The sequence below is a fragment of the Bacillus canaveralius genome (assembly GCF_002860125.1).
Taxonomy (GTDB): Bacteria; Bacillota; Bacilli; order Bacillales; family Cytobacillaceae; genus Bacillus_BJ; species Bacillus_BJ canaveralius.
In genome coordinates this window covers 1-15,993 of the sequence record NZ_PGVA01000056.1, presented here as the reverse complement: position 1 = coordinate 15,993, position 15,993 = coordinate 1, and the positions used below count along the sequence as shown (strand labels likewise).

General features: G+C 42.3%; 16 protein-coding genes, 1 tRNA gene, 1 other RNA gene and 1 other annotated feature. Of the genes, 13 read left to right on the top strand and 5 right to left on the bottom strand.

What is annotated here, in order from left to right; genetic code table 11:
• Positions 1-322: 322 nt before the first annotated feature.
• Complete coding sequence (locus CU635_RS19160; RefSeq protein ID WP_245917533.1) at positions 323-1,306, bottom strand: YaaC family protein; 984 nt, start codon at positions 1,304-1,306, stop codon at positions 323-325.
• Between the two features lie 113 nt (positions 1,307-1,419).
• Here CU635_RS19160 and guaB point away from each other — a divergent pair, with 113 nt between their 5' ends.
• From guaB to CU635_RS19130, 6 genes are all read left to right on the top strand, one after another.
• Entirely contained in the window at positions 1,420-2,886 is a 1,467-nt protein-coding gene (gene guaB / locus CU635_RS19155; RefSeq protein WP_101578983.1) for an IMP dehydrogenase, read from the top strand.
• 203 nt (positions 2,887-3,089) lie between these two features.
• Entirely contained in the window at positions 3,090-4,394 is a 1,305-nt protein-coding gene (locus tag CU635_RS19150) for a D-alanyl-D-alanine carboxypeptidase family protein (RefSeq protein WP_101578985.1), read from the top strand.
• Positions 4,395-4,559: 165 nt separating this feature from the next.
• The gene (gene pdxS / locus CU635_RS19145) at positions 4,560-5,441 is read left to right on the top strand and encodes a pyridoxal 5'-phosphate synthase lyase subunit PdxS (RefSeq protein WP_101578982.1); all 882 of its coding nucleotides are present in this window, start codon (positions 4,560-4,562) and stop codon (positions 5,439-5,441) included.
• Positions 5,442-5,456: 15 nt separating this feature from the next.
• Positions 5,457-6,047, top strand: coding sequence for a pyridoxal 5'-phosphate synthase glutaminase subunit PdxT (pdxT, locus tag CU635_RS19140; protein WP_101578981.1), 591 nt, complete (start codon positions 5,457-5,459; stop codon positions 6,045-6,047).
• 59 nt (positions 6,048-6,106) lie between these two features.
• Positions 6,107-6,326, top strand: a binding site (T-box leader).
• Between the two features lie 74 nt (positions 6,327-6,400).
• Complete coding sequence (serS, locus tag CU635_RS19135) at positions 6,401-7,684, top strand: serine--tRNA ligase (protein WP_101578980.1); 1,284 nt, start codon at positions 6,401-6,403, stop codon at positions 7,682-7,684.
• Positions 7,685-7,775: 91 nt separating this feature from the next.
• Positions 7,776-7,868 (top strand) — tRNA-Ser (locus CU635_RS19130).
• Between the two features lie 109 nt (positions 7,869-7,977).
• Here CU635_RS19130 and CU635_RS19125 read toward each other — a convergent pair.
• From CU635_RS19125 to CU635_RS19110, 4 genes are all read right to left on the bottom strand, one after another.
• The gene (locus tag CU635_RS19125; protein ID WP_101578979.1) at positions 7,978-8,646 is read right to left on the bottom strand and encodes a deoxynucleoside kinase; all 669 of its coding nucleotides are present in this window, start codon (positions 8,644-8,646) and stop codon (positions 7,978-7,980) included.
• The gene (locus CU635_RS19120) at positions 8,624-9,283 is read right to left on the bottom strand and encodes a deoxynucleoside kinase (protein WP_101578978.1); all 660 of its coding nucleotides are present in this window, start codon (positions 9,281-9,283) and stop codon (positions 8,624-8,626) included. The genes CU635_RS19125 and CU635_RS19120 overlap by 23 nt, the downstream gene beginning before the upstream one ends.
• A gap of 158 nt (positions 9,284-9,441) precedes the next feature.
• Positions 9,442-10,731, bottom strand: coding sequence for a glycoside hydrolase family 18 protein (locus CU635_RS19115; protein WP_101578977.1), 1,290 nt, complete (start codon positions 10,729-10,731; stop codon positions 9,442-9,444).
• A gap of 70 nt (positions 10,732-10,801) precedes the next feature.
• On the bottom strand, positions 10,802-11,344 hold the full coding sequence (locus CU635_RS19110; protein WP_101578976.1) for a cysteine hydrolase family protein: 543 nt from the start codon (positions 11,342-11,344) through the stop codon (positions 10,802-10,804).
• Between the two features lie 106 nt (positions 11,345-11,450).
• On the opposite strand from CU635_RS19110, the gene tadA reads away from it, so the two are divergent.
• The 7 genes from tadA to CU635_RS19075 all read left to right on the top strand — a co-directional run bounded on the left by tadA (position 11,451) and on the right by CU635_RS19075 (position 15,706).
• Complete coding sequence (tadA, locus tag CU635_RS19105) at positions 11,451-11,990, top strand: tRNA adenosine(34) deaminase TadA (protein WP_101578975.1); 540 nt, start codon at positions 11,451-11,453, stop codon at positions 11,988-11,990.
• An 81-nt stretch (positions 11,991-12,071) separates the two neighbouring features.
• Positions 12,072-12,336: signal recognition particle sRNA large type (gene ffs, locus CU635_RS19100), an RNA gene on the top strand.
• Positions 12,337-12,471: 135 nt separating this feature from the next.
• A complete protein-coding gene (dnaX, locus tag CU635_RS19095; protein ID WP_101578974.1) occupies positions 12,472-14,163 on the top strand; it encodes a DNA polymerase III subunit gamma/tau in 1,692 nt (563 codons plus the stop codon).
• Positions 14,164-14,182: 19 nt separating this feature from the next.
• On the top strand, positions 14,183-14,503 hold the full coding sequence (locus CU635_RS19090) for a YbaB/EbfC family nucleoid-associated protein (RefSeq protein ID WP_101578973.1): 321 nt from the start codon (positions 14,183-14,185) through the stop codon (positions 14,501-14,503).
• A gap of 15 nt (positions 14,504-14,518) precedes the next feature.
• Entirely contained in the window at positions 14,519-15,115 is a 597-nt protein-coding gene (recR, locus tag CU635_RS19085; protein ID WP_101578972.1) for a recombination mediator RecR, read from the top strand.
• A 30-nt stretch (positions 15,116-15,145) separates the two neighbouring features.
• Positions 15,146-15,364 (top strand): YaaL family protein, encoded by a 219-nt coding sequence (locus CU635_RS19080; protein WP_101578971.1) that lies wholly within the window; start codon positions 15,146-15,148, stop codon positions 15,362-15,364.
• A gap of 78 nt (positions 15,365-15,442) precedes the next feature.
• Positions 15,443-15,706 carry a pro-sigmaK processing inhibitor BofA family protein gene (locus tag CU635_RS19075; RefSeq protein WP_101578970.1) on the top strand — a complete coding sequence of 88 codons (264 nt, stop codon included), beginning with the start codon at positions 15,443-15,445 and terminating at the stop codon, positions 15,704-15,706.
• Positions 15,707-15,993: the final 287 nt, after the last annotated feature.

Sequence of the window (15,993 nt, the reverse complement as noted above, 5' to 3'; positions counted from 1 at the left end):
AGCTTCTCAGCGCCGATGGTAGTTGGGGGTTTCCCCCTGTGAGAGTAGGACGCCGCCAAGCGCGTACAAAAGAACAGCCGATGATGGTTGTTCTTTTTTTGTACGTTAGACACGGAGAAAAAACATCCGCCACACCGTCTTCGCGCAAATCAACAGAATTTCCGCGATATTTTTAATAAAATTCGTGATTTTTCCGTCTCCATAAACCATCCCTTCAAAAAAATAACTTAATCAGCAAGATGTTTTCATTTAAAAGCTCGTTATCGCGCTGCAGCCGAAATAGAGCAACTGCACACTAACACAATTACTGGGTTCCTTTATTTCAAAATTGACGCTTTTCAACAGGACGCAAATGGTTGTTAACTAAAAACCGGTGCGCTAGAAAAGGGGACTTTTTCATTGTGATATTTAAAAAGGAATGAATGAACGGAAAATCCTTATTTGGCATCATTTTTATGAGTTCACTCCACCATTCAGTCTCATATCTTGCAATCATGCTTAAATTATAAAGGAGCAAGTAGTGAATCAGAAGCTCGGGGAAATAACAAACCGCACTTTTGCTCAAAGGAAGAAAAAGTGCCCCTTTTTCATAATGAAACTTGAGCGGAGATGGTTCCCGATCATGATCAGAGAAGATCAACTCGATGGCATGCTCAGAACAGTTTCCAGCGGTTATAGGAATGGCAGACTTTGATTGATAATATTGGATAAATCGGCTTTCTGTCATATGAAAATGATCAAGAATTTTTTTGGGAAAAAAAAAGCTTTGTTGCTCTTTTTTAATTTCCATGAATGCTGGTTTACCATCAATTGCGAGAAAAAGCTCCTCTAATTCGGGAATATTATTTAATAAATCTCCCATGCTGGCTTTTTCACCTTCTGTTTGTTTCATGTGAAACATTTTTTCCGACATGAAGGAAAAGAGACCGCTTTTTTGAAATTTAACTTCATCGTCAAAAAAATGATAGTTCTGTTTCTTTCTTTTTCGCGCTGATACTCCATGAGCGAGAACGGATGTTGTTTCAGGGTAGTTCGGATCAATTGTTAAGATACAGGCTTTAATTAAATGGATAAGTCCGTAAAAAAGCAATATCGGCCGAATCAGCAAGGGGGCTTTTTCTGCCTGCTGATAATATATTTGTCCATGCTCAAGGTAATATAAAAATGGGTAACAATTTTCATAACTTTTTTGATCAGCGTGATCGAGCGCTATCCTCTCATATTTGTGTTTAAGATAATTTTGCGTAGAAGAAGCAGAGAAAAAGCGGGTAAAACTGCTCCATCCGTGATAAGTGATATCATTCACAGGATAGCCCTCCGAGTTTTTTGAAAAATCGAACATATCGTACCTTCCTTGACAGTATTTTGTCCAATTGATACCCTACAAATAATATTTTTATATCCAGGGGGTTTAAAACGATGTGGGAAAATAAGTTTGCTAAAGAAGGATTAACATTTGATGATGTTTTATTAGTTCCGGCAAAATCTGAAGTACTTCCACGTGATGTAAACCTTCAGCTAGAATTAACAGATAAGGTAAAGCTGAACATTCCGATTATAAGTGCAGGAATGGATACAGTGACTGAGGCTGAATTGGCGATCGCGATGGCGCGCCAGGGAGGGCTTGGAATTATCCACAAGAACATGTCCATTGAGCAGCAAGCTGAACAGGTCGAAAAGGTAAAACGCTCAGAGAGCGGTGTTATTACTGATCCATTTTTCCTAACTCCCGAACATCAAGTATTCGATGCCGAACATTTGATGGGCAAATACCGAATTTCCGGGGTTCCGATTGTAAACAACGAAAAAGAACAGAAATTGGTCGGGATTATTACCAACCGGGATATGCGGTTCATCCAGGATTACTCCATTAAAATCTCAGATGTTATGACAAAAGAAAAGCTTGTTACTGCTGCGGTTGGTACTACTTTGGATGAAGCAGAGAAAATTTTGCAAAAATATAAAATTGAAAAGCTTCCATTAGTCGATCAAACAGGTGTTTTAAAAGGGCTTATAACGATAAAGGACATTGAAAAAGTGATTGAATTCCCGAACTCTGCGAAGGATGCACAAGGCCGCCTTTTAGCCGGTGCTGCAGTCGGGGTAACAACAGACACGATGAAACGGGTACAAATGTTAGTAAAAGCAGGCGTTGATATCATTGTTGTCGATACAGCACACGGTCATTCGCGCGGCGTTATTGAAACGGTTAAAGAAATACGCGCAGCTTTTCCAGAGCTTTCGATTATTGCCGGAAATGTTGCAACTGCAGAAGCCACAAAAGAATTATTTGAAGCTGGGGCAGATGTAGTAAAGGTAGGGATCGGACCGGGTTCAATCTGTACGACCCGTGTTGTTGCCGGTGTAGGTGTTCCACAGATTACCGCCGTATATGATTGTGCTACAGAAGCAAGAAAACACGGAAAAGCGATTATTGCGGATGGTGGAATCAAATATTCGGGCGATATTGTTAAAGCGTTGGCTGCCGGAGGACATGCTGTTATGCTTGGAAGTATGCTGGCGGGTGTGTCCGAGAGCCCTGGAGAAACTGAAATTTACCAAGGGCGTCGCTTTAAGGTTTATCGGGGTATGGGCTCTGTTGCGGCCATGGAAAAAGGCTCTAAAGATCGTTATTTTCAGGAAGACAACAAGAAGTTTGTACCAGAAGGAATTGAAGGCCGGCTTCCTTATAAGGGACCAATCGCAGATACAATCTATCAACTAGTCGGCGGCTTGCGCTCAGGAATGGGTTATTGCGGTAGTAAGGATTTAAGAGAACTAAGAGAAAATGCCCAATTCATCAGGATGACAGGTGCGGGCTTGAGGGAGAGCCATCCCCATGATATTCAAATAACGAAGGAAGCTCCAAACTATTCAATATCCTGAGGGGAAACTCCCATAAAGCATACTTTTTTTCCTTAATTTACTGTAGGCAGAGTGACCATTCTCTGTCTATTTTTTTCATTTTTTTTATGATAAACTAAACAGGTGTAAAAAATAGGAGTCTGTCACTCTTACATATTATATAAATAGTTGATGAAAATGAACGTTGGAGGGAATTCGTTTTGAACCGTGTTAAAAATCTATCTATGCTTTTAGCAATTCTTTTTTTATGTTTTGCTGCCGTTTTCGGGGGAATGCCTGGTAAAGCAGAGGCGAACACTGATGCACTTGGATTAAATGCTGAAGCAGCAATTTTATTAGATGCAAAGACAGGAAAAATTGTCTATGAAAAAAATGCAGATGCAGTTCTTGGTGTTGCATCAATGGCGAAAATGATGACAGAATACATTGTTCTTGAGGCAATTAACGATAAGAAAATCAGCTGGGATCAAAAAGTCAAAATCAACGAATACGTTCATAAATTATCTGCGGCACCTGATCTATCAAATGTTGGACTGACGCAGGGTGAAGAATATACGGTTAAAGAATTATATCAAGCAATGGCAATCCACTCAGGAAATGCGGCTACAGTTGCATTGGCAGAAGTGATTTCCGGAACAGAACAGAATTTTGTTACTTTGATGAATGAAAAAGCTGCCGAATTGGGGCTTAAAGATTATAAATTTGTCAATTCTTCAGGGCTTAACAATTCAAGCCTTCTTGGCAATCATCCTGCCGGAAATCCGGATGAAGAAAACGTAATGTCAGCAAGATCGACAGCCACTCTTGCCTTCCGTTTAATCAACGATTATCCAGAAGTGCTGGAAACAGCAAGCAAAGCTGAATTAGAGTTTCGCGATGGCAGAAAATATAAAAACTTCAACTTCATGGTCCCGGGACTAATTTATGAATATCCAGGTCTTGATGGGTTAAAAACCGGGTCCACGGATTTTGCCGGTTATTGTTTCACTGCTACGGCTGAAAAGAATGGCCAAAGATTCATTTCAGTAGTAATGAAAACCAGCTCTATGGACGAGCGCTTTTCCGAATCAAGAAAGGTGCTTGATTATGGCTTCAACAACTTCACAAAAGAAGAACTTGTAAAGGGAAATTACCAAGTAAAAAATACTAAATCCCTTCCAATCGTAAAAGGTAAGGAAGATAAGGTGAAGATCCATTCTGATAAACCGATTGAAATGGTCATAAAAAATGGAGAAAAAGAAAACTATACTCCGGTTTTAGTATTGGATAAAGACAAGTTAAATAAAGATGGAGAGCTGACGGCTCCAGTTAAAAAAGGCGACAAAGTTGGCTATTTAACCATTGAATCTAAAACGGATGATGGTATGGGCTTCCTGACTGAGGAAGGCGCCAAGAAAGTCCAGGTCGATGTTGTCGCGGCAGAAAATGTTGAAAAAGCAAACTGGTTTGCTTTATCTATGCGAGGAATTGGCGGATTTTTTGGGGATCTTTGGGGCAGTGTCTCTTCATCGGTTAAAGGCTGGTTTTAACCCGCAGGGTCTCTTTGTCTCTTGACAGGAGACCCTTTTTGTTGTTTATTTTTCATTAGGGAAAACAGAATAATTCCGATTGAATTAGTTAAATTTTCCTTTACGGGTTTAACATAATAAAAAGCCCATCTTACGCAGATGGTATAAACAAAGGGGGACGTATAAATGAAGACAGGTACAGATAGAGTAAAACGAGGGATGGCTGAAATGCAAAAAGGCGGCGTCATTATGGACGTTGTCAATGCTGAACAAGCTAAGATTGCAGAGGAAGCAGGGGCAGTAGCCGTTATGGCGCTAGAGCGCGTCCCATCCGATATTCGTGCAGCCGGCGGTGTAGCGAGAATGGCAGATCCCCGGATTGTTGAAGATGTAATGGCTGCTGTCACGATACCGGTTATGGCGAAAGCCCGCATCGGACACATTGTTGAAGCTCGTGTTTTAGAAGCGATGGGTGTCGATTATATCGATGAAAGTGAAGTCTTAACCCCTGCAGACGAAGAATATCATTTGAATAAAAGAGATTATACGGTCCCGTTTGTTTGCGGATGCCGTGATCTTGGCGAAGCTGCCCGCAGAATCGGTGAAGGTGCATCGATGCTTCGGACAAAAGGCGAGCCAGGTACAGGGAATATTGTGGAAGCTGTACGCCATATGAGAAAGGTTAATGCCCAGGTCCGCAAAGTTGTCGGCATGAATGAGGACGAACTTATGACGGAAGCAAAGCTTCTTGGTGCTCCATACGAGCTTTTACTTGAAATTAAGAAGCTTGGAAAATTACCAGTTGTAAACTTTGCAGCGGGTGGAGTTGCAACTCCGGCAGATGCTGCTTTGATGATGCAGCTAGGAGCAGATGGAGTATTCGTTGGGTCAGGAATATTTAAATCTGACAATCCAGCTAAATTTGCAAGAGCGATAGTGGAAGCAACAACTCATTACCAGGACTATGCGTTAATCGCTGAAATTTCAAAAAATCTTGGAATTGCGATGAAAGGCATTGAAATTTCTTCATTGGCTCCAGAAGCACGCATGCAGGACCGTGGCTGGTAAGAAGGAGATTAAACAATGGTGAAAATCGGAGTATTAGGTTTACAGGGGGCTGTTCGCGAGCATGTCCACTCTATTGAGCAAGCAGGGGCAGAAGCAATCGTTATCAAGCGAAAAGAACAGCTTGCCGAGATTGACGGCCTGATTATACCCGGCGGTGAAAGCACAACAATGCGCCGCTTAATCGATAAATATGATTTCATGGACGTACTGAAACAATTTGCTGATCAGGGAAAGCCGATGTTCGGAACCTGTGCAGGATTAATCCTGCTCGCAAAACAAATTGTCGGTTATGAGAAGCCCCACATTGGGGTCATGGATATAACAGTCGAACGGAATTCCTTTGGCCGGCAGCGTGAAAGCTTTGAGGCTGATCTTGAGATTGCCGGAGCAGCAGCCGATTTTCCAGCCGTATTTATTCGGGCGCCGCACATCGTCGAAGCGGGTGAAAATGTTGAGGTTCTCGCCAAGCATAATGGTCGGATTGTTGCGGCCAGAGAGGGCCAATTTTTGGGATGCTCGTTTCATCCTGAATTGACCGATGATCACCGTTTAACTGAATATTTTATTAAGATGGTAAAAGAAGCAAAAGAAAAGCAATTTGTATAAATTAGTTGCAACCTGCTGATAATTGTAGTACATTATGAATTATCTAAATTCTAACAGTCGTCAAATCAAAGAGAGGAAATAGTAACAATCGTTCATTCTTAAGAGAGCCGGTGGTTGGTGCGAACCGGTGGATGATGTTTGTGAATCCATCCTTGAGTAAAGTACGGAACTTCTTTGTGGAATAGTAAGTACTTTCGGTTAAAACCGTTATCAATTTGAGTGGAGGGCAATTTTTTGCTTTCAACTAGGGTGGCAACGCGGGTAGCTCTCGTCCCTTTTTAGGGATGGGAGCTTTTTATTTTGGTAAAAAACTATATATTCTTTTATTAGTTAATTTGAAGGAGGAGTTACGAATGCTAGATATCAAGTACTTAAGAGCAAATTTTGCTGAAGCAAAACGGCTGCTTCAGCACAGAGGCGAGGATTTAACAGATTTTGGAGAATTTGAAGAATTGGACCAAAGGCGCAGGGAATTAATTGTCGACAGCGAACAATTAAAAAGCAGGCGCAATGAAGTATCCCAGCAGGTAGCTGTATTAAAACGGGAAAAACAGGACGCAGATCAGCTGATTGCTGAAATGAAAGAAGTAGGCGATAAAATTAAGGTTCTGGATGAACAGCTTCGCGAAGTTGAGGAAACATTGGAAACTTTGTTGTTAAGCATTCCGAATATTCCTCATAAAAGTGTGCCAATCGGAGAAACAGAAGATGATAATGTAGAAGACCGCAAATGGGGAACAGTCCGCGATTTCGATTTTGAAGCCAAGCCGCATTGGGAAGTTGCTGACCACCTCGGCATTCTGGACTTTGAAAGAGCTGGAAAAGTTACCGGTAGCCGGTTTGTATTTTATAAGGGGCTGGGGGCCCGCTTAGAGCGTGCCTTATATAACTTTATGCTTGATCTTCACACCGAAGATCATGGCTATCAAGAAATATTGCCTCCTTATCTAGTCAACCGGGCAAGCATGATAGGAACCGGACAGCTTCCGAAGTTCGAAGAGGATGCTTTCTTGATTGAAAATGAAGATTACTTTCTAATTCCAACTGCTGAGGTGCCTGTCACGAATTATTACCGGGATGAAATCATAAGCGGTGACGAGCTGCCGATTAATTACGCGGCGTTCAGTGCTTGTTTCCGTTCTGAAGCAGGTTCTGCGGGACGAGATACAAGAGGATTAATCCGCCAGCATCAATTTAATAAAGTCGAGCTTGTAAAGTTTGTGAAGCCAGAGGATTCTTATGATGAACTGGAGAAATTGACCGGCCATGCAGAAAAGGTGCTTCAGCTTCTAAAGTTGCCTTACCGCGTCATGAGCATGTGCACAGGGGATCTCGGCTTTACTGCCGCGAAAAAATATGATATTGAGGTTTGGATCCCAAGCTACGGGACGTATCGGGAGATTTCTTCTTGTAGTAATTTTGAAGCATTCCAGGCCCGCCGTGCCAATATCCGATTCCGCCGTGATCCAAAGGGAAAACCGGAACATGTCCATACTTTGAACGGCTCAGGGCTTGCGATCGGCCGCACGGTTGCAGCGATTTTAGAAAACTATCAGCAAGCGGATGGAAGTGTTGTCATTCCAACAGTACTGCGGCCATATATGCGTAACCGCGACACCATTACTCCTGAAAAATAAACCTTAACGGGCGGGGCAACCCGCCCAAAAAAAGTTTTAAAATGGCATTGACAAAGAGTTAAGAGTGTGATAAATTATTATTTGTCGATACGGAGGAATACCCAAGTCTGGCTGAAGGGATCGGTCTTGAAAACCGACAGGCGGGTCAAACCGCGCGGGGGTTCGAATCCCTCTTCCTCCTCCATTATTTGAAAATGTCATATCATAACGCATAAATTCAAGATTGATAAAGTCCGTTGCTACTACTTGCAACGGACTTTTTTTGTAAAAAAAAATCGCCGGGAATGCGGCGATTACTTTTTCAACAGTTGTGATTTTCGGATAAAATAAGCAATCCGTTCAATGATCGGTTCGATAGACGAGTCATTATCGATAATATCGTAATCATTGATATTTAAGCGGAGAACCGGACAGCCATTAAATGTATTAATCCAGTTTTCGTAGCGCTCGTGCATTTCCAGCCAGTAATCAATCGGCGTTTGCTGTTCCATCGGGCGTCCCCGTTCTCTGATGCGTGAGACCACGTCATCGATGGAGCCTTCCAGATAGATTAATAAGTCGGGATGGGGAAAGTATGGAGTCATTACCATCGCTTCAAATAAGCTTGTATACGTTTGATAGTCAACCTCTGACATCGTGCCCTTTTCATAATGCATCTTTGCAAAGATACCAGTGTCTTCATAAATGGAACGGTCTTGAACAAAACCGCCGCCATACTCAAAAATCCGTTTTTGTTCTTTAAAGCGTTCCGCTAAGAAATAAATTTGTAGATGGAAGCTCCATCTTTCAAAATCTGCGTAAAATTTATCTAAATAAGGGTTTGTGTCTACTTTTTCTAAAGAGGTGCGAAACCCGAGTGCCTTGGCAAGTGTATTGGTCATCGTCGATTTGCCGACGCCGACCGTTCCTGCTATCGTAATTACCGCATTGCCGGGAATCTCATACTTCGTGCGAAGATCCATGGTTGCATGCTCCTTTTGTTACATATTTCGAAAGGGTATTTATGATATAAGACAAGTCGTCTTGATTGTTTACAAAATCGAGCTGATCACCATTAAAGCGAAGAATGGGAATATTCGGATGCTCTTGTTCAAAGCTATTAATAGCATGTTCGTAATCAATCGATAATTGTTCTAAGTACAGCGGGCTAATATTTTTTTCAATTTCCCGTCCGCGAAGCTTTATTCTTGTTAATAATGTATCGAGGCTGGCATGAAGATAAATGATAACGTTTGGTCTCGGCATATCTTCTGTTAACAAATGATAAATCTTCAGATATTTTTCGTATTCTTGCGTGCTCAGCGTCCGCTGTGCAAAAATGAGGTTTTTAAAAATATGATAATCGGCGACGACCGGCTTGTTGACGCTTAAGTAATAATTTTTAATATCACTAAGTTGCTTATAGCGGTTACAGAGAAAAAACATTTCGGTCTGGAAACTCCACTCTTCGATATTTTCATAAAATTTCCCGAGAAATGGATTTTCATCAACAATTTCTTTTAATAACGCAAACTGAAAATGATCAGAAATTGCTTTTGCCAGGGAAGTTTTCCCTACGCCAATTGGCCCTTCCACAGTAATAAAAGGCGTCTCCCCCACTGTTTGTCCTCCTTAAAGTTACTTTCCCTTGTAATTTTTTTTTATTCATCATTAGTGTCTCGAAATGACACAGAGAATATTTTATCACACTAGCCGAGTTTAGGGGATATGGAATTTTCAGGTGTAAAACAAAAAGCCCGGCAGCAGCCGGGCACGAGCTATGAGGGGCGTTTCACGACCTCGAAGTTTTCTGTGATTAACAACCAATTTTGCGGGAAAGCGAGTCCGAGCTTCCAATAGCTCACCCCTCTTATGTTAAGTTCCTTAACTAAATTGAACTTGGCCTGAATCGAACGCGCATCTTCAAACCAGACGACGTGGCGCCTGCCTTCCTCATCGGTGTAATTGAAAAATGGCGCTTGTGCGGTTACATCATATTCAATGGCGACTCGATATCGCGCTGCAATTTGGATCGCCTGCTGAGGACTAACAGCTCTTGCTACCGTTCCCGGCCTATATGGAAGTGTCCAATCGTATCCATATAAGTTCTGCCCCATCATGATCTTAGCAGCAGGCATCTCGGTGAGCGCATACTCGAGGACTTCGCGGACAGGACCGATCGGTGATACAGCCATCGGCGGTCCGCCGCTGTAGCCCCATTCATAGGTCATAATGACAACAAAGTCGACAATCTGACCGTGGGCCTCATAATCATGGGCTTCGTACCATTCACCTGGCTGGTCCTCCCTGGTTTTTGGGGCTAATGCAGTTGAAATCAACCAGCCTTCCTGTCTGAAACGGTCACGTGCCCGGCGCAAAAATTGATTATATGCTTCACGATCTTCAGGCCGCAAATGTTCGAAATCAAAATGAATATCTCTGAATCCACGCCTTCTGGCAGCCGCTACGATATTATTTAGAAATCTTTCCTGGATCGCCATGTCATTCAATAAAATTCGCCCAAGCTCAGCACTGAATTGATCATTTTCCTGATTTGTAATGACCATCATTAGGACATTGTTGTTAGCTTCGGCAATCGCAGGGAAATTATTGAGAAGCGGTTCCCGCAATGAACCATCTCTCTGAGCCTGAAAGCTGAACGGAGCTAAATAAGTTAAGTATGGTGCAGCCTCCCGCGCGCTCTCTTCTAATGCCGGAGCAACGGTAGTGCCGCGCGGCTCTACATATGCATTAAATTCTGCTCTGCGTCTTGGGGCCGGCGGAATGTAGAGGCGAAAACCAACCGGTAAAGGTTGATCGACAGAAATACGGTTAACCGCTGCAAGCTCCTGCACAGATACATTATACCTTCTTGCGATCGACCATAGGCTTTCGCCAGGCTGCACCCAATGAAATCTGCCAACAATCGGAATGACGATTGCTTGGCCGACGACCAAATTATTTGGATTTGGGATCTCGTTTGCTTCAACTATCTCATCAACGGTAGTCCCATATGTCCGGGCAATCCTAAATAATGTGTCATTTCGCTGGACTACATGGATTTGCATGATTTTCCCCCCCTGATAAAAAAACACTACAACTATCATATGAGACTGAGGAGGAAGAAAAGAACTGATTTCATAAATGAATCGGATTCGTATCAGCTTTCAAGACGTTTTTCATCATCATTAAGGCATAGTCATTCTCTTGGTCACTATTAGAGACAAGACAGTTGTTTGGAACCGCAAGCTCATATTCTCTCATATAAGCATCGTTGGCAGTGAACAGAACACATATATTTCCGGCTATTCCAGTGATTATGAGCTTGTCTACCTTCAACTTTTTTAAAAGAGTATTCAAAGCAGTTCCATAAAAAGCTGAGTGTTTTGGTTTTATCAAGAAATAATCGTTTTCGCCAGGCAACATTTTCTCAATGATTGGAGCGCTTGTTTCATTTTTGCAATAAGCGGCGATTTTGTAGATATCTGCTTGCCAAAGGTCATAATGGTCATTAATGTAAATAACGGGCATTTGCTCATGATGGAATTTTTCCCGTAAACTGAGGATTGGTTTTAAAATAGACAAAGTTTTGTTTGCGAGGGTCTCACCGTAATCAAACTGGAAGTCGTTTATCATATCTATGATCAATAAAGCGGTTTTTTTATCATTTTGTACATTCATTGTTATCTCTCCTTCTCAGATCGCTTGAGTATGCTGAAAGTTTTTTATAACATGGTGATATCCGTCACTACAAAAACTTAAACTTGTTGGTTAAGAAAGGATTATTATGATAGATGTGAGTATAAGGGAAAATGATGAGTATTTTATGCGGGAGGCTCTTAAAGAAGCGGTAAAGGCTGAGACGATCGCTGAAGTGCCGATTGGGGCAGTTGTTGTTATCGATGGAAAGATTATTTCTCGGGCCCATAATTTGCGGGAAACGAAACAAAACGCTGTTGCCCATGCTGAGCTGCTCGCCATTGATCAGGCGTGCCGAAACCTGGGGACATGGAGGCTTGAAAATGCGACGTTGTATGTAACGTTAGAACCTTGTGCAATGTGTTCAGGAGCGATCATTTTGTCGAGAGTCGAGAGGGTTGTCTATGGTGCAAAGGATCCTAAAGGAGGTTGTGCCGGCAGCTTTATGAACCTTTTGGACGATTCCCGGTTTAATCACCAGAGCGAGGTTGTGTCCGGTGTACTTGAAGCGGAGTGTGCCGATTTGTTATCAAGCTTTTTCCGACATATTAGAGTAAGAAAAAAACAGGAGAAGCAGGACAGAAACGAAATAGAATTGGCTGGGGATACAGGAATTGACAGGGGATAAGCCATTGCTTTTTTCTTAAAAAGTTAGTATACTTATACATGCGCCTTATTAAGCGCAACTTAATAATTGGTATCAATTTTGCCGTGCTAAGCGGGGAGGTAGCGGTGCCCTGTACTCGCAATCCGCTCTAGCGAGGCTGAATCCCTTCCTGAGGCTGGCGTACTGTAGGGTCTGCCTTAAGTAAGTGGTGTTGACGCCCGGGTCCTGCGCAATGGGAATCCATGAACCATGTCAGGTCCGGAAGGAAGCAGCATTAAGTGGACGCTCCCATGTGCCGCAGGGTTGCCTGGGCTGAGCTAACTGCTTAAGTAACGCTTATGGTTGTCAGTCAACGGAAGGTGCGCGGCAGTTTATACATACGGATATTCCCATCCTGGCATACAGGGTGGGTTTTTGTTTCTTTTTCCCACTTTCGTTTTGTAAAAATGAAAATATTTACGTTATAATAAGGAAAGATCATATAGGAAGGAGGGCGGTGTCAATGAGCTATCAAGCGTTATATCGTGTTTGGCGTCCGCAGGCATTCATAGATGTTGTCGGACAAGAACATGTGACAAAGACATTGCAAAACGCCCTGCTTCATGAAAAAATTTCTCATGCTTACCTTTTTTCAGGGCCACGCGGTACCGGAAAAACAAGTGCAGCAAAAATATTGGCAAAAGCAGTGAACTGTGAAAACGGGCCGGTCAAGGAACCATGTAATGAATGTGTGGCCTGTAAAGGAATTACCGACGGTTCAATACCGGATGTTATTGAAATTGATGCTGCATCTAATAATGGTGTTGAAGAAATTCGCGATATCCGGGATAAAGTCAAGTATGCGCCGAATGTTGCCAAGTATAAGGTATATATTATCGATGAAGTGCATATGCTCTCGATTGGCGCTTTTAATGCTCTTTTAAAAACACTGGAAGAGCCGCCAAAGCATGTTATTTTTATTCTGGCAACGACAGAACCGCATAAAATCCCTTTAACGATAATCTCAAGATGCCAGCGCTTCGATTTCAAACGGATTACAGCCCAGTCGATTGTCGGCAGAATGAAGCTGATTGCCGATGAAACAGGAGTGGCATATGAAGATAAATCTCTTCACGTCATTGCCCGGGCTGCTGAGGGTGGAATGCGGGATGCGTTAAGCCTGCTTGACCAGGCGATTTCTTTCAGCCAGGAGCAGGTCACGCTAGAAGATGCATTGGCAGTGACAGGATCCGTTTCCCAAGGTTTCTTGAATAAGCTGGCGAAGGCGGTTCAAGAGAAAGATGTCGCAAGTGGTTTAAGCGCTTTGGAAGAATTGCTTTTTCAAGGAAAGGATCCTGTCAAATTCATTGAAGATTTCATTCATTATTACCGGGATATGCTTCTTTACAAAGCAGCACCTGCGCTTGAAGAATCGTTTGAACGGGTCATGCTTGATGAAGAATTTCAAGAACTTGAGAAGGAAATTAAGGCAGAGCAAATCTACCAGTTAATTGACACATTAAATAAAGCTCAACAGGAAATGCGCTGGACCAATCATCCAAGAATCTTCCTTGAAGTGGCAATAGTCAGGCTGTGTCAACTAGAACAAACGCCAGCCGTCAGTGGGAGCCAAGATGTCGGCCAGCTGCTGAACCGGATAGAACAGCTTGAGGAAGAACTAAATATGCTGAAACAGAGCGGGGTTGCTCCAATCCAGGATGCGCAAGGTTCTCCGCAAAAGAAACCGCAAAGAACTGCACGAAAAGGGTTTCAGGCCCCAGTAGGGAAAATTAATGAAATTCTTAAACATGCAACAAAAACCGAATTAAATGCTGTCAAAAGCCGGTGGGGTGATATGCTTGAAGCACTTGTCACGAATCAAATGCGCTCACAGGCCGCTCTTTTAAACGAAGCGGAGCCTGTTGCTGCCTCCACAGAAGCTTTTGTGATTAAATTTAAATATGAAATTCACTGCCAAATGGCAATGGAGAATACACGATTTCTTGATGTCATTGGGGATGCGTTGCAAAAGTTCACTGGCAAAAGATTGCAGGTTGTTGGAGTTCCAGATGAACAATGGCATACAATAAGAGAAGAATTTTTAAGTGGGCACCAGCATAATGAATCGGAAAATGGAATGGAAAAGCAAGAAGATCCGTTTATAGCCGAAGCTAAAAAACTGTTTGGTGAGGATCTGATTGAAATAAAAGACTAAATTGTGGAGGGACAAAGACATGCGTGGAATGGGAAATATGCAGAATATGATGAAGCAAATGCAGAAAATGCAAAAAAAGATGCAGGAAGCACAGGAGGAACTGGGCGAGAAGAAAATTGAAGGAACAGCCGGCGGCGGGATGGTTACCGTAATTGTAACTGGCCATAAACAAATCGTTGAAGTAAACATTAAGCCGGAAGTCGTTGATCCAGACGATATCGACATGCTGCAGGATTTAGTTTTGGCAGCAACAAACGATGCATTGAAAAAGGCGGACGAACTGACGAACAATACAATGGGCCAATTTACGAAGGGGATGAACCTTCCGGGAATGTTCTAGGAGGAATAAAATAGAATGCATTATCCTGAACCGATATCCAAGCTGATTGACAGTTTTATGAAATTGCCAGGAATCGGCCCGAAAACGGCCGCACGTCTGGCTTTTTTTGTGCTAAGTATGAAAGAAGACACTGTGCTCGATTTCGCGAAAGCACTCGTTAATGCAAAACGAAACTTAACATATTGTTCTGTCTGCGGGCATATAACCGACCAGGATCCGTGCTATATTTGCGAAGATCAGCGCAGAGACCGCACTGTCATTTGTGTTGTCCAGGATCCTAAAGATGTAATCGCAATGGAAAAAATGAAGGAATTTAACGGTTTATATCATGTGCTGAACGGCGCGATTTCGCCGATGGACGGCATTGGTCCTGAGGATATCAATATTCCTGATTTGCTGAAAAGGCTTCAAGATGAAACCGTTCAGGAAGTAATTCTGGCAACCAATCCAAATATTGAAGGAGAAGCGACGGCCATGTATATCTCACGGCTGTTAAAGCCTTCAGGAATAAAAGTGACGAGAATTGCCCACGGCCTGCCTGTTGGTGGCGATCTTGAATATGCAGATGAAGTAACACTTTCTAAAGCGCTCGAAGGAAGAAGAGAAGTTTAACGATGAAAATGAAGTGGAGGTTTCCTGACAATGTTTTTTCGGCGTAAAGGATGGCTTCGGAGAGAATATAATGATAAGCTTTTAAATCAGCTCGATGAGGCAAAAGTAAGTTGGAGTAATCAAAAAAAATTAGTCGAAAAAAGTTTTGATCCATCCGATGAAGTAATTTGTCAGATGAAGCTTGCCGAGGCAAAATATTTCTTCTTATTCAAGGAAGCAAAAACGAGAAGCATTACTGTACGAAGATAATCACCATTTTTCCCCGTTCTTTTTATTAATTTGTTACATATATTTTAGTACAAGTTATTAGAGAGAGGGGATACCTGAGTGGAACCTGTCATGGTTATTTCAATACTGGGCGGACTCATTTTACTGTTACTATTAATAGGCGCCCCGGTCAGGCCGATAAGATTTGTGGGCCAAATCTTCATTAAAGTGTTAATAGGTGCGCTGTTTTTATTTTTTCTAAATGCTTTCGGAAATAAATATGGAATCCACGTACCGATTAATATGGTTACTTCGTCTGTTTCGGGATTGTTGGGGATCCCTGGACTGTGCGCTTTAGTTGCGATCCAAACCTGGATCCTATAAACAGCGTTATGAGAGCCGCTAAGTTTAGCGGTTAATTTTTTTTGTAAAAAAAGGGTTGACCATAATAGCGGATGATGATATTATATTATTCGTTGTCGCTTTTTAATGGATGGGATGCGGTTTCACTAAGTGTTGCATTTAATATTGCAATTTACGCTTTTTAATAGATGATAATAAAGTATTAAAAACTTGTTGACATAACACTGTTAAATGTGGTATATTAATAAAGTCGCTTCTCGGCGGCAAACGAATTTATTGCTCTTTGAAAACTGAACAAGCAAGCAAAA